This is a genomic window from Nonomuraea sp. NPDC049725 (assembly GCF_040674795.1).
Lineage (GTDB): Bacteria > Actinomycetota > Actinomycetes > Streptosporangiales > Streptosporangiaceae > Nonomuraea > Nonomuraea ceibae.
Window position 1 is genome coordinate 226,612 of the sequence record NZ_JBFANJ010000002.1, and the last position, 13,565, is coordinate 240,176.

At 72.6% G+C, this 13,565-nt stretch carries 11 protein-coding genes; 4 read left to right on the forward strand and 7 right to left on the reverse strand.

The genetic code is table 11. From position 1 onward, the window contains the following. Window positions 1–4 precede the first annotated feature (4 nt). From AB0J53_RS05510 to AB0J53_RS05530, 5 genes are read right to left on the reverse strand one after another with little or no spacing between them, the layout of a single operon-like run. Window positions 5–439 carry a GNAT family N-acetyltransferase gene (locus tag AB0J53_RS05510; RefSeq protein WP_219511737.1) on the reverse strand — a complete coding sequence of 145 codons (435 nt, stop codon included), beginning with the start codon at window positions 437–439 and terminating at the stop codon, window positions 5–7. A 57-nt stretch (window positions 440–496) separates the two neighbouring features. Continuing rightward, window positions 497–1,633 (reverse strand): acyl-CoA dehydrogenase family protein, encoded by a 1,137-nt coding sequence (locus AB0J53_RS05515; RefSeq protein WP_364168834.1) that lies wholly within the window; start codon window positions 1,631–1,633, stop codon window positions 497–499. A gap of 2 nt (window positions 1,634–1,635) precedes the next feature. Next, on the reverse strand, window positions 1,636–2,547 hold the full coding sequence (locus tag AB0J53_RS05520; RefSeq protein WP_364168836.1) for a hydroxymethylglutaryl-CoA lyase: 912 nt from the start codon (window positions 2,545–2,547) through the stop codon (window positions 1,636–1,638). Continuing rightward, entirely contained in the window at window positions 2,544–4,502 is a 1,959-nt protein-coding gene (locus AB0J53_RS05525) for a biotin carboxylase N-terminal domain-containing protein (RefSeq protein ID WP_364168838.1), read from the reverse strand. Before AB0J53_RS05525 ends, AB0J53_RS05520 begins: the two co-directional genes overlap by 4 nt. A gap of 2 nt (window positions 4,503–4,504) precedes the next feature. After that, entirely contained in the window at window positions 4,505–6,073 is a 1,569-nt protein-coding gene (locus AB0J53_RS05530; RefSeq protein WP_364168840.1) for a carboxyl transferase domain-containing protein, read from the reverse strand. Window positions 6,074–6,137: 64 nt separating this feature from the next. Here AB0J53_RS05530 and AB0J53_RS05535 point away from each other — a divergent pair, with 64 nt between their 5' ends. After that, a complete protein-coding gene (locus tag AB0J53_RS05535) occupies window positions 6,138–6,734 on the forward strand; it encodes a TetR/AcrR family transcriptional regulator (protein WP_219511721.1) in 597 nt (198 codons plus the stop codon). Between the two features lie 76 nt (window positions 6,735–6,810). Here AB0J53_RS05535 and AB0J53_RS05540 read toward each other — a convergent pair whose 3' ends face one another. After that, window positions 6,811–8,154: a hypothetical protein gene (locus AB0J53_RS05540; protein ID WP_364168842.1), complete on the reverse strand. Its 1,344-nt coding sequence runs from the start codon at window positions 8,152–8,154 to the stop codon at window positions 6,811–6,813. Between the two features lie 198 nt (window positions 8,155–8,352). Here AB0J53_RS05540 and AB0J53_RS05545 point away from each other — a divergent pair, with 198 nt between their 5' ends. Together AB0J53_RS05545 and AB0J53_RS05550 are read left to right on the forward strand one after the other, a co-directional pair. Beyond that, entirely contained in the window at window positions 8,353–10,572 is a 2,220-nt protein-coding gene (locus tag AB0J53_RS05545; RefSeq protein ID WP_364168844.1) for a thiamine pyrophosphate-dependent enzyme, read from the forward strand. Window positions 10,573–10,625: 53 nt separating this feature from the next. Beyond that, window positions 10,626–11,831, forward strand: a complete 1,206-nt coding sequence (locus AB0J53_RS05550; RefSeq protein WP_364168846.1) for an MFS transporter — start codon at window positions 10,626–10,628, stop codon at window positions 11,829–11,831. A gap of 42 nt (window positions 11,832–11,873) precedes the next feature. On the opposite strand, the gene AB0J53_RS05555 is transcribed toward AB0J53_RS05550, so the two are convergent. Beyond that, window positions 11,874–12,710 (reverse strand): fumarylacetoacetate hydrolase family protein, encoded by an 837-nt coding sequence (locus tag AB0J53_RS05555; protein WP_364168848.1) that lies wholly within the window; start codon window positions 12,708–12,710, stop codon window positions 11,874–11,876. Between the two features lie 86 nt (window positions 12,711–12,796). On the opposite strand from AB0J53_RS05555, the gene AB0J53_RS05560 reads away from it, so the two are divergent. Next, window positions 12,797–13,549, forward strand: a complete 753-nt coding sequence (locus AB0J53_RS05560) for an IclR family transcriptional regulator (RefSeq protein ID WP_364168850.1) — start codon at window positions 12,797–12,799, stop codon at window positions 13,547–13,549. The last annotated feature ends 16 nt before the right edge of the window (window positions 13,550–13,565 follow it).

A 13,565-nucleotide genomic window follows, 5' to 3' on the forward strand; every position in this document is an offset into this window, starting at 1 on the left:
CACGTCATTTGAGCACCTTGCGGTAGAAGGTGGCGGAAGCTTCGTAGCCGAGCGCGTGGTAGAACTCCGGCGCCCGCCTGGTCGCCATCGCCACGTAACGGGCCTGGCGGGACCTGGCCCACGTCTCGAACTCCTCCAGCAGCGACCGCCCGATGCCCTGCCTGCGGCTCCCGCTGCGCACCATCGCCTCCTCCACCCAGGCGACGGGCCCGTTGGCGAACAGCGTCAGGTGCACGTACCCCAGCAGGTAGCCGTGCACCCGCCCGTCGACGACGGCCGCCAGCACCATCGTGTCGTCGTCGCGCAGCAGCGCGGGCAGCGCGCGGTCGAAGGCGTCGCGCTCGGGCCGGAACGTCAGCCCGAACTCGCGCGCGAGCGCGAACACCTCGTCCGCGTCCGCCTCCTCGACTCTCCGGATGAGAAGATCGTCAGCCGTCATGCCGTGTGACCCTAGATCCTGCTCGACGCCCCGTCCACTCCCCACGTCAGCGCCGTCTCACAGGTCGCCGAGGCCGAGCTGCCTGGCGATGAGCATCCGCTGGACCTCGCTGGTGCCCTCGCCGATCTCCAGGATCTTGGCGTCGCGATAGAAGCGGCCGACGGGGAACTCGTTCATGAACCCGTAGCCGCCGAAGATCTGCGTGGCGTCGCGGGAGTTGTCCATGGCGGCGTTGGAGGAGACGAGCTTGGCGATCGCCGCCTCCTTCTTGAACGGCACCCCGGCCAGCATCTTCTCGGCCGCGTGGTAGTAGGCCAGGCGGGCGGTGTGGGCCCGGGCCTCCATGTCGGCGATCTTGAACTGGATGGCCTGGTAGTGGCCGATCGGGTGGCCGAACGCGCGCCGTTCGCGCACGTACTTCAGGCACTCGTCCACGCACCCCTGCGCGAGGCCGACGCTGAGCGCGGCGATGGCGACGCGGCCCTCGTCGAGCGTCTGCAGGAACTGGGCGTAGCCCCGGCCGCGCTCGCCGAGCAGGTTGGCGGCGGGCACCCGGCAGTCGGAGAAGGACAGCTCGCGGGTGTCGGAGGCGTTCCAGCCGACCTTGGAGTACTTCTTGGAGACGGTGAAGCCGGGGGTGCCGCTCGGGACGAGGATCGTGGAGATCTCCCGCTCGCCGGTGATGGCGGCCACGCCGACGACGCCGGTGATGTCGGTGCCGGAGTTGGTGATGAACGCCTTCGTCCCGTTGATCACCCATTCGTCGCCGTCGAGCACGGCGGTGGTGCGCATGCCGCCGGCCACGTCGGAGCCGCCGCCCGGCTCGGTCAGGCCGAACGCGCCCAGCATCTCGCCCGAGGCGAGCTTCGGCAGCCAGCGCTCGCGCTGCTCCGGGCTGCCGAACCGGTAGATCGGCATCGCGCCCAGCGACACGGCCGCCTCCAGCGTGATCGACACGCTGGAGTCGACCCTGGCCAGCTCCTCCAGCGCCAGGCAGAGCGCGAAGTAGTCGCCGCCCATGCCGCCGTGCTCCTCCGGGATCGGCAGCCCGAACAGCCCCATCGCGCCCATCTGACGGAAGATCTCGTACGGGAACTCCTCCCGCTCGTAGTAGTCGCCGATCACCGGGGCGACGACGTCGCGCGCGAACGCCTCGACGGTCTTGCGCAGTTCTTCGTGTTCAGGGGTCAGCATGGTCAGCCTTTCGAGAGGGCCTGGACGACGCGCGACGGGCTGGGCCGGCCCAGCCGCTGGGCCAGCCAGGTGCTGGTGGAGACGAGTTTGTCCAGGTCGAGGCCGGTTTCGATGCCGAGCCCGCGCAGCATCCAGACCAGGTCCTCGGTGGCGAGGTTGCCGGTGGCGGACTCGGCGTAGGGGCAGCCGCCGATGCCGCCGGTGGAGGCGTCGACGGTCGTGACGCCGGCCCTCAGGGCGGCCAGCGTGTTGCCCAGCGCCTGGCCGTAGGTGTCGTGGAAGTGCACGGCGAGCCGGTCCGGGGAGCCGAACGCCTCGATGAGCGCGGCGACGTGGCCGGGGGTGCCGACGCCGATCGTGTCGCCGAGCGAGAGCTGGTAGCAGCCGAGGCCGAGCAGCCGCTCGCCCACGGCGACCACCTGGCTGACGGGCGTCGGGCCCTCCCACGGGTCGCCGAAGCACATCGAGACGTAGGCGCGCACCCGCACGCCGTTCTCGACGGCGGCGGCGACGACCGGCTCGAACATCTCGAACTGGCTCTCCAGGCCGCGGTTGAGGTTCTTGGCCGCGAACGTCTCGGTGGCGCTGGCGAACACGGCGATCTCCTCGACGCCGTGGGCGAGCGCCCGTTCCAGGCCGCGCTCGTTGGGGACCAGCACCGGGTAGCGGACGCCGGGCCTGCGGCGCAGCTTGCCGAGCAGTTCCTCGGCGTCGGCGAGCTGCGGCACCCAGCGGGGGTGCACGAAGCTGGTCGTCTCGATGATCTTGTGCCCGGCGTCGGCGAGGCGGTCCACGAACTCGGCCTTGACCTCGACGGGCACGATCGCCGACTCGTTCTGCAGCCCGTCGCGCGGGCCGACCTCGTACACGGTGACCTGCCTCGGCAGGCCCTCGATCGGGTGGGCGGGGCTCATCGCTCCTCCTCCTCGGCGACCACGGCCAGGACGGCGTCCATGTCGACCGGCTGGCCCGCGCGCACGGGCAGCTCGGCGACGACGCCGTCGCGGGGCGCGGTGACGGTGTGCTCCATCTTCATCGCCTCCACGATCAGCAGCGGCTGGCCCTCGGCGACCCGTTCGCCGGGCTGCGCCTTGACCACCAGGACGGTGCCCGGCATGGGGCTGCGCACCACGCCGTCGCCCGCCAGGGCGGCTCCGGGCCGGTCGCCGGGGTCGCCGACGCGGTGCCGGGTCAGCGCCCAGGCGGCGCCGTCGCGGCCGAGCCAGAGCGTGTCGCCGTCGCGGGCCTGCTCGTAGCGGGTGGTCCGGCCGCCGGCGGTCACCTCCAGGCCGGAGCCGTCGGCGCGCAGGACCGCGTGCTGGGGCGGGCCGTCGTCGCCGGTGCGGACGTACGCGGACTCGTGCGGCAGCCCGCTGACCCGGACGGTGTGGACGCCGTCACGCGCCTCGACGCGCCAGGTGGTCCACGCGGGCTCGCCGACCCGCCAGCCGTCGGCGACGTCCCACGGGTCGGCGCCGCGCGGCCGGTCGTGGAAGGCCAGCGCCGCCGCGACCGCCACCTCGGTGGGCGTGGGGGCGTCGAGGTCCAGCTCGGGCAGGGCGCGTTCGACGAGGCCGGTGTCGAGGTCGCCGTCGCGTACGGCGCGGTGGGCGAGCAGCGACCGCAGGAAGGGCACGTTCGTGGTGACGCCGAGCACGACGGTGCCGGCCAGCGCCCGGTCCAGGCTCCGCAGCGCCTGCTCCCGGTCCGGGGCCCAGGCGATGACCTTGGCGAGCATCGGATCGAACTCGGTGCCGACGACGCCGCCCTCGGCGATGCCGGAGTCGACGCGTACGGACACCCCCTCGGGGGTGCGCAGGGCGAGGATCCGGCCGCCGGTGGGCAGGAAGCCGCGCGCCGGGTCCTCGGCGTACAGGCGGGCCTCGACCGCGTGGCCCTGGAGACGCACGTCGTCCTGCGTGAGCGGGAGCGGCTGGCCGGCGGCGGCGCGGAGCTGCAGCTCGACCAGGTCGAGCCCGGTCACCATCTCGGTGACGGGGTGCTCGACCTGGAGGCGGGTGTTCATCTCCATGAAGTGGTAGTCGCCGGTGGTGCCGTCGACGATGAACTCGACGGTGCCGGCGCCGGTGTAGGAGACGGCGCGGGCGGCCTCGACCGCGGCGGCGCCCATGCGGGCGCGCAGGCCGGGGCCGACGAAGGGGGACGGCGACTCCTCGATGATCTTCTGGTGCCGCCGTTGCAGGCTGCACTCGCGCTCGCCGAGGTGGACGACGCCGCCGTGGGCGTCGGCGAAGACCTGGATCTCGATGTGGCGCGGGTTGGCCACGTACCGCTCGATGAGCAGCGTGCCGTCGCCGAACGCGGCGGTGGCCGTGCGGCGGGCCGACTCCAGGGCGTCGGGCAGCTCGGCGGCCGAGCGGACCAGGACCATGCCCTTGCCGCCGCCGCCGGCTGATGGCTTGATGAGCGCCGGGAAGTGCGGCCAGTCCAGGAGGGAGTCGTGCGGCTCGGCGGCGCCGGGGACGACGGGGACCCCGGCGGCCGACACGGTGGCCTTGGCGCGGATCTTGTCGCCCATCGCCTCGATGGCCTCCGGCGGCGGGCCGACGAAGACGATCCCGGCCGAGGCGCACAGGCGGGCGAAAGCGGCGTTCTCGGCGAGGAAGCCGTAGCCGGGGTGGACGGCCTCGGCGCCGGTGGCGCGGGCGGCCTCCACGATCGCCTCCATGTCCAGATATTTCGGGACCTGGTGGGCTATGTCGGCGGCGTGGACGTGCGGGGCGTCCCGGTCCGAGGCGGTGTGCACCGCGACGGAGCCGATGCCGAGCTTCCGGAGGGTGCGGATGATCCGTAGCGCGATCTCCCCCCGGTTCGCGACGAGCACGCGAGAGAACAGCGAGTCAGCCATGATCACATCCGGTAGACGCCGTAGCCGATGGGGTCGAGCGGCGCGTTGGCCGCCGCGGAGAGCGCCAGCCCGAGCACGGTGCGGGTGTCGACCGGGTCGATCACCCCGTCGTCCCACAGCCTGGCGGTGGAGTAGTAGGGGTTGCCCTGGTGCTCGTACTGGGCCCGGATCGCGTCGGCGTCGGCGTCGCCCACGGTGGTCAGCACGTTCGCGGCCTGCTCGCCGCCCATGACGGAGATCCGCGCGTTGGGCCACATCCACAGGAACCGGGGCGAGTAGGCACGCCCGGCCATCGCGTAGTTGCCCGCCCCGAACGACCCGCCGATCACCACGGTGAACTTGGGCACCCGCGCGCACGACACGGCCGTGACCATCTTGGCGCCGTGCTTGGCGATGCCGCCCGCCTCGTACGCCTTGCCGACCATGAAGCCGCTGATGTTCTGCAGGAACACCAGCGGGATGCGCCGCTGGTCGCACAGCTCGATGAAGTGCGCGCCCTTCATCGCCGACTCGCTGAACAGGATGCCGTTGTTGGCGATGATCCCGACCGGGTGGCCGTGCAGATGGGCGAACCCGGTGACGAGCGTGGTGCCGTACTCGGCCTTGAACTCCAGGAAGCGCGACCCGTCGACCAGGCGCGCGATGACCTCGCGTACGTCGTACGGCTGCCGCGTGTCGGCGGGGATCAGCCCGTACAGGTCGCGCGGGTCGTGGCGCGGCGGCTCGGGGGCGACGGTGTCCCAGGGCCGCTCGGCGCGCGGGCCGAGCGTGGCGACGATGTCGCGGACGATGGCCAGCGCGTGCGCGTCGTCCTCGGCGAGGTGGTCGGTGACGCCGCTGACGCGCGCGTGCAGGTCGCCGCCGCCCAGCTCCTCGGCGCTGACCTCCTCGCCGGTGGCGGCCTTCACCAGCGGCGGGCCGCCGAGGAAGATCGTGCCCTGGCCGCGCACGATCACCGCCTCGTCGCTCATCGCCGGCACGTACGCGCCGCCGGCGGTGCAGGAGCCGAGCACGGCGGCGATCTGCGGGATGCCGCGCGCCGACATCGTGGCCTGGTTGTAGAAGATGCGGCCGAAGTGCTCGCGGTCGGGGAACACCTCGTCCTGCTTGGGCAGGAAGGCGCCGCCGGAGTCGACGAGGTAGAGGCACGGCAGCCGGTTGTGCAGCGCCACCTCCTGGGCCCGCAGGTGCTTCTTGACGGTCAGCGGGTAGTAGGTGCCGCCCTTGACCGTGGCGTCGTTGGCCACGATCACGCACTCGCGGCCGGAGACGCGGCCGACGCCGGTGATGATCCCGGCGGCGGGCGCCTGGTCGTCGTAGAGGCCGTTGGCCGCCAGCGGCGACAGCTCCAGGAAGCGCGATCCGGGGTCGAGCAGGCCGTCGACGCGGTCGCGCGGCAGCAGCTTGCCGCGCGAGACGTGACGCTGCCGCGATCGCTCGGGGCCGCCCGGCGCGGCGGCGGCGAGGCGCTCGCGCAGCTCGGCCGCGAGCCGCTCGTTGCGCTCGGCGTTGCTCTTGTACGCCTCGGCCCCCGGGGCGGCGGCCGACTTGAGCACCGGCCAGTCGCTCATGTGTCCCCTCTCGTCATGGCCGCGATGTTAGTCACCATTAACGTAATCGTCTAGCATGTGAGACGTGACGACTGCTCCGACCCCTACCCGCAATCGGGGAAACAGGCGCGCGGAAATCCTCCGGGCCGCCGCAGAGCTGTTCGCGGCACGCGGGTTCCACGGCGTGCCGATCGAGGACATCGGCGCCGCGGTGGGCGTCTCGGGCCCGGCGCTCTACCGGCACTTCGCGGGCAAGGAGGCGCTGCTGGCGGAGATGCTGCTCGACGTCAGCTCCCGGCTGCGCGAGTCGGCGGCGGCCGTCGTCACCTCCTCGACCGGCCCGGCCGAGACGCTCGACGCGCTGCTGCACGTGCAGATCACCTTCGCCATCGAGCAGCCGGCGCTGATCACCGTGCACGACAGGGAGCTGGGCAACGTGCCCGAGCGGGAGCGGCGGCAGATCAGGCGGCTGCAGCGGCTGTACGTGGAGGAGTGGGTGACGGTGCTGGCCGAGCTGCACCCGGCCTGCCCGGCCGCCCGGCTGCGCGCCGCCACGCACGCGGTGTTCGGCCTGCTCAACTCCACGCCGCACAGCGCCGGGGAGCTGCCGGGCGAGGCCATGCGCCCGCTGCTGCACGCCATGGCCGGGGCGGCGCTGGAGGCCGCTGTTAACGCTCGTTAACACTCTGGGCAAAGGACGAGGCCCGGGACCGCAGCGGTCCCGGGCCTCGCGCCTGCCGGTCGGACGGGCCGGACGGTCAGCGCTTCACGCGGACGTAGTCCGAACCGCTGGTGTCACCGTAGGTGTCGTCGTCGCCCTGATAGACGAACTTCCAGCGGCCCGACTTCCAGGCCTTGACCTTGGTGTAGATCTTGCCGCTGCTGTTGGACCAGGTGGACTTGACGTAGGAGTACTTCGCGGACCCGGAGGGCTTGAAGTACAGCCGCACCTTGCCCTTGTAGCCGTCCCAGTCGCCCTCGTCGTCGACCTGCAGCTTGGCCCGGAACCTCAGGTGCTTGCCGCGCTTGACCGGCTCCGGGTAGGCGTTGAAGGAGATGACGCGGGTGTCGGCCTTGACCGCCGGCGGCGGGGTGGGCTCGACGACGCGGACCCAGTCGGTGCCGCTGACCGAGCCGTCGACGCCGCGGGCGCCGTCGAACTCGGCGCGCCACCAGCCGGAGTCGTACGCGGTGGCCCGTGCCCAGAAGCGGCCGTCCCTGTCGGTCACGTCGCTGGTGACGCGCCGCCAGTGGCTGGAGCCGTGCTCCTTGAACATGATGGACACGCGCTCGCCCGGCAGGTCGCGCCAGCCCTCCGCCTGGAGGGTGCCGGTGAAGCTGAGCCGGTCACCGCGGGTGACGGGCTCGTGGTAGGCGTTGAAGCCGGTGATGCGGCTGTCCCGGTCGCGCCACCGCACGGAGACGCGGTCGGTGTCGCTGACGGAGGACCTGGCCTCGGCGTTGCCGCCGAACTCCGCCCGCCACCAGCCGGTCGCCCCGGCCCGGACGTGGGCGGAGAACCAGCCGCTGCGGCGGGTGGTGACGGTGGTGACGTGCCGGTAGGCGTCGGTGCCGCGGGCGCGGAAGGTGATGGTGACCTTCTGCCCGCCGTACGCCTTGCCCTCGGCCTCGAGCTTGCCCGAGACCCTGAGCCGGTCACCCTTCTCGACCAGGTCGGGGTCGGCGTCGAACTCCACCACCTTGGTGTCGAGCGCCTTCTTCACCTGGAAGGTGCCCTTGGCGGAGGCGTCTCCGGCGATGGCGAGGAAGTTCCAGACGCCGGCGTTGGCGGCGGTGAACTCCTTGGTGGCCGTCCACCTGGTCTCCTGGCCGTGAGGCGACGGCTTGACCTCGACGGGCGTGAAGACGCCCGCGTCGCCGGGGGCCTTGAGCTGGAGCTCGGCCTTTCCTGCGCCCTTGGTGGTGAACGTGAACGTCGCCTTGACGGGCTTGTCGAAGATCACCACGGGGGACGGGCTGACGTCGACCCGGGAGATGGTCTCCGCCGTGGTTTCGGCGACCGCCGACGCCGTCGGGGTCAGGGCCAGAGCCCCGGCGCCGACCGCGAGCGCGACGGCGGCCACGCGGGTGCGTTGTAACATTCGGGTTCCTTTCTGGATACCCCAGGGGTTTCAACGCGGCATTGAGGGTGCCACGTGCTTCTACCAGTAGACGAGGATCGGACGCCCCAAGTTCAGAATTCTGACAAGCTGTTATAGAAAGGGGTCAATCGGACCGGTCCAGCACCTGTCCACGCCGACTGGCAGACGGACGCCACGCGGACAGACATAATCGGCTTTGTGGCGCGCGACACTGTTGAGACTCATTTCATCCAGGCGGTTACGGCTCTTGAGGGCGGCGCGGCGCGAGATCCCGCCGACCCCGTCCGCGACGGCACCACGCTCACCGGCGCGGAGTGCCGCAGGCTCTACAAGCGGCAGGTCGACAGCCGGTTGCTCGACATCGCGGCCCGCTGGCTGCGCGAGCAGGACGAGGGCTTCTACACGATCGGCTCGGCCGGTCACGAGGGCAACGCGGCCGTCGCCGCGGCCCTGCGGCCCGGCGACCCCGCCCTGCTCCACTACCGCTCCGGCGCCTTCTACCTGACCCGGTCGGAGCAGGCCGGGCGGCTGCCCGAGCAGGGCATCCGCGACGTGCTGCTGGGCCTGACCGCCTCGGCCGACGAGCCGATCGCGGGCGGGCGGCACAAGGTGTTCGGCCACCCCGACCTGGCGGTCATCCCGCAGACGTCCACCATCGCCAGCCACCTGCCCCGGGCCGTCGGCGTGGCGTTCGCCATCGAGCGGGCCCGCGCGCTCGGCGCCCCCTCGGCGTGGCCGGACGACGCGATCACCGTGTGCAGCTTCGGCGACGCCTCGGCCAACCACGCCTCGGCGCTGACGGCGTTCAACACCGCCGCCTACGCCACCTTCCAGGGGCAGCCGCTGCCGATCCTGTTCGTGTGCGAGGACAACGGCATCGGCATCAGCGTCCGCACCCCCAAGGGCTGGGTGGAGGCCGCCGCCCGGCGCCCCGGCATCACGTACTTCGCCGCCGACGGCTGCGACCTCGCGCAGGCGTACGACGTGGCGCGGCAGGCGGCCGAGCACGTGCGCACCCACCGCTCCCCCGCGTTCCTGCACCTGTCCACCGTGCGGCTGATGGGGCACGCGGGCTCCGACGTCGAGCTGGCCTACCGCACGCAGCGGGACATTCGCGCCGACCTGGAACGCGACCCGCTGGTGGCCACGGCCAGGCTGCTCGTCGAAGCCGGCCAGGCCACCCCCGAGGAGCTGCTGTCGCGCTACGAGCTGTCGCGCGAGCACGTGCTGCGGATCGCGCTGGAGACCACCCGCACCCCGCGGCTCGGCTCCGCCCGCGACATCATGGCGCCGATCGCCCCCCGCCAGGCCGACCTGATCGCGAAGATCAGCCCGGTGGCGGCGGAGGCGTCGATCCGCGAGAAGGCGTTCGCCGGGACGCTGCCGGAGTCCGAGGGCGGCGTGACGCTCTGCCAGGCGATCAACCGCACGCTCGCCGACGCGCTGGCCGTCTACCCGGAGATGATGGTCTTCGGCGAGGACGTGGCCAAGAAGGGCGGCGTCTACGGCGTCACCCGGGGGCTGCAGAAGCGCTTCGGCCACACCCGGGTGTTCGACACGCACCTGGACGAGCAGGCCGTGCTCGGGCTGGCGCTCGGCGCCGGGGTGTCGAAGCTGCTGCCGGTGCCGGAGATCCAGTACCTGGCCTACCTGCACAACGCCATCGACCAGATCCGGGGCGAGGCGGCCACGCTGTCGTTCTTCTCCCAGGGCGCCTTCCCGAACCCGCTCGTCGTGCGGGTGGCCGGCTACGCCTACCAGAAGGGGTTCGGCGGCCACTTCCACAACGACAACGCCGTGGGCGCGCTGCGCGACATCCCGGGGCTCGTCATCGCCTCCCCGTCACGGCCCGACGACGCCGCCTCGATGCTGCGCACCTGCCTGGCGGCGGCCCGTACCCAGGGATCGGTCTGCGTCTTCCTGGAGCCGATCGCGCTCTACCACACCAAGGACCTGTTCGACGAGGGCGACGGCGGCTGGCTCGCCCCGTACGCGCCGCCGTCGCGCTGGGCGGAGACGCACGTGCCGATCGGCCGGGCCCGCTCCTACGGCGAGGGGCGCGACCTGACGATCGTCACGTTCGGCAACGGGCTGCGGATGAGCCTGCGGGCGGCGGTGCGGCTCACCCAGGAGGGGTTCAGCTGCCGGGTGCTCGACCTGCGCTGGCTGGCCCCGCTGCCGGTGGAGGACCTGCTGCGGGCGGCGGAGCTGACGGGCAAGGTGCTCATCGCCGACGAGACCCGGCACACCGGCGGCGTGTCGGAGGGCATCGTGGCCGAGCTGCTCGACGCCGGCTTCGAGGGCAAGATCGCCCGCGTGACCTCGTCCGACAGCTTCATCCCGCTCGGCGACGCGGCCCGGCACGTCCTGCTGTCGGAGGAGGAGATCGAACAGGCGGCCCGCAAGCTCCTCAGCTGATCGTCGGGTCGGCCGCTCCCCTGTGACCTGCGGGTATAGCAGAATGACTCAGCGTGATCGCCCGCTCGCTGTCGCGCGCCCCCGGGTATCGGTGGGTGGTGCTCCTGCTGTGCTGGGCGTCGTTCACCATGACGTCGCTCGACCGGTCCGCCTGGGGGCCGGCGGCGGTGGCGGTGGGCGAGGGGCTGGGGGTGTCGCTGGCCGGGCTGGGCGTGTTCGCGACCGCCTACTACGCCGGTTACGTGATCTCCAACGTGGCGGGCGGGGCGCTGACCGACCGGGTCGGGGCACGGGCCGTGCTGTCGGGGTCGCTGCTCGTGGCCGGCGGCGGCATGCTGGCGTTCGGGTCGAGCCCGTCGGCGGGCGCGGGGATCGCGCTCCAGGGGCTGATCGGGCTGTTCGCCGGGGCCGACTACTCGGCGGGGCTGAAGCTCGTCGCGACCTGGTTCCCCGGCCGGGAGCGCGGGACGGCCGTGGGCGTGTACCTGACGGCGACCTCGCTCGGCACGGTGATCGCCAACGCGGTGGTGCCGCGCCTGATCGGGGCGTACGACTGGCAGTTCTCCTACCGGCTGTTCGGGATCGTCTCGATGGCGGTGGCGGTGGCGTGCGCGCTGTTCCTGCGCGACGGGGCGGCGGGACAGGCGGGCTGGGCGGTGCGGGCGGTGCGGCCGGACCCCCGGCCGCTGCTGGCCGACCGTGACCTGCTGCTGCTCGGGCTGGCCGGGTTCGGCGCGCTGTGGGGCACGTACGGGTTCGTCACCTGGTCCAACACGCTCATGATCAAGGGCAGCGGGGTCGACCCGGTCACGGCGGGCACCGTGGTCGTGATGTTCGCGGTCGTGGCCGTGGTGTGCAAGCCGCTCGTCGGGCTGGCCACCGACCTCATGGGCAAGGGGCGCAGGCAGCCGGCCATCGGCGTGCTGCTGTACTTCGTGGTCGCGCTGCTGGTGTTCGGGCAGTTGCGCACGCCAGCGGAGTTCCTGGTGGCGGCGCCCTTCCTGGGGCTGGGCGCCTACCTCTACAGCCCGCTCCTGGTGGCGATGGTCCCCGACCTGGCGGGCATCCGGCTGGCGGGCACGGCGGCCGGGGCTGCGAACGCGCTGTGGCAGCTCGGCAGCGTCACCGTGCCGGTGGTGATCGGCGCGGTGTTCCAGGCCACCGGCTCGTTCGGCGCGGCGTTCGCGGCCCTGGCGGCGGGACCGCTGGCGGGCGCGGTCCTGCTCTGCTTCGTCCGCGACCGCGACCCGGTTCCCTAGCGCGTCGCCCCCCGGCGGCCGCGCGGCCGCCGGCTCGCCGGGTCAGCCGAGGCGGCGCGCGGTGTTGACCTGCTCGCCGAGGCCGGCGATGCGGGTCACGAGCTTGCTGCCGTCGCCCAGGTAGCGCGGCGGCCGGCGGGCGTGGCCCACGCCGCCGGGCGTGCCGGTCGCGATCACGTCGCCCGGCCGCAGCGTGACGATCCCCGAGATGTACGCGATCAGCTCGGCAGGCGGGAACACCAGGTCGGCGGTGTCGGCCTGCTGCACCACCTCCCCGTCGACCTCGCACTGCATGGCCAGCCCGCCCTCCTCCAGCTCGCCCTCCAGCTCGTCCGGCGTGACCAGGTAGGGGCCGAAGGGCGTGGTGGCCTCGAACGTCTTGCCCTGCAGCCACTGCGCCGTGCGGTTCTGGTAGTCGCGCACGCTCACGTCGTTGAACACCGCGTAGCCGGCGATCGCGGCCCCGGCCTGCTCGGGCGTGGCGTGGCGGACGTCCGCGCCGATGACGACGGCGAGCTCGGCCTCCCAGTCGACCGCGTCGGAGACGGCCGGCAGCTCGATGTCGTCGTACGGGCCGATCAGCGCGTCGGCGAACTTGGCGAACAGCGTCGGATACGCGGGCAGCTCGCGGCCCATCTCCAAGATGTGCGCGCGGTAGTTCAGCCCGACACAGATGATCTTGCCGGGCTGCGGCACGACGGGCGCCAGGTCGGCGGTGGTCAGCGGGTGACGGGCGCCGTCGGCGGCCGACGCCCGCTCGCGCCAGTCGTGGTGCGCGAGCAGCGCGCCGACGTCGGGCGAGCCGACCTCGACGGCGAGATCGCCGTCGATCCGCACGGCGGCGGTACGACGCGGCAGGCGCAGGGTGGCGAGCTTCACGCAGGTTCCCTCCCGATCGTGGGGCACTCCCTCGAACGGGCCCAACGCTAGGCCCCGGATTCCGGGTCCCGCACTAGCATTCTGGTATGAAGAACAGGCCCGCCTACCCGCTGGGCTCTGTCGACAACGTGCTGCTGATCCTGCACATGCTGCGCGACCAGGGGCGGCTCAAGGTCAGCGACGTGGCCAGGGAGCTGGGCATCGCCCGCTCCACCGCGCACCGCCTGCTGGCCATGCTGGTCTATCGCGACTTCGCCGTCCAGGACGAGCATCACACCTATCTGCCGGGGCCCTTCCTCACCTCCCGGCAGGCGCACCCCGGCGACTCGGCGCTGCGCGAGCTGCGCGCCCTGGTGCGGCCCGCGATGGAGGCGCTGTGCGCGCGGACGCAGGAGACGGTGAACCTCATGGTCAGGATCGGCACGGAGGCGCGTTTCCTCGACAGCGTGGAGTCCTCGCAGATCCTGCACGTGGGCGACAGGAGGGGCACGATCCTGCCCGCCCGGGGCGCGTCCGGCGGCAAGGCCCTGCTGGCCACGCTGCCCCGCGACGACGTCCTCGGCCTCTACCCGGACCTGCCTGGGCCCGAGCGCGCCGCCCTGCTGCGGGAGCTCGACGAGATCAGGGCGCGCGGCTACGCGCTCAACGTCGAGGGCACCGAGCAGGGCGTGTCGGCGATCGGCGCGGTCCTGCGCAACGGCAACGGGACGGCGGTGGCGGCGCTGTCGATCTCGGTGCCGACCACGCGGTTCGCCGCCGATCGGGTGCCGGTGTTCGCGGCCGAGCTGGCCGGCACGGTGGCCGAGGCCCAGCGCGCGCTCACGGCCTTCCCCGACTGATCAGCCGCGACGCCGC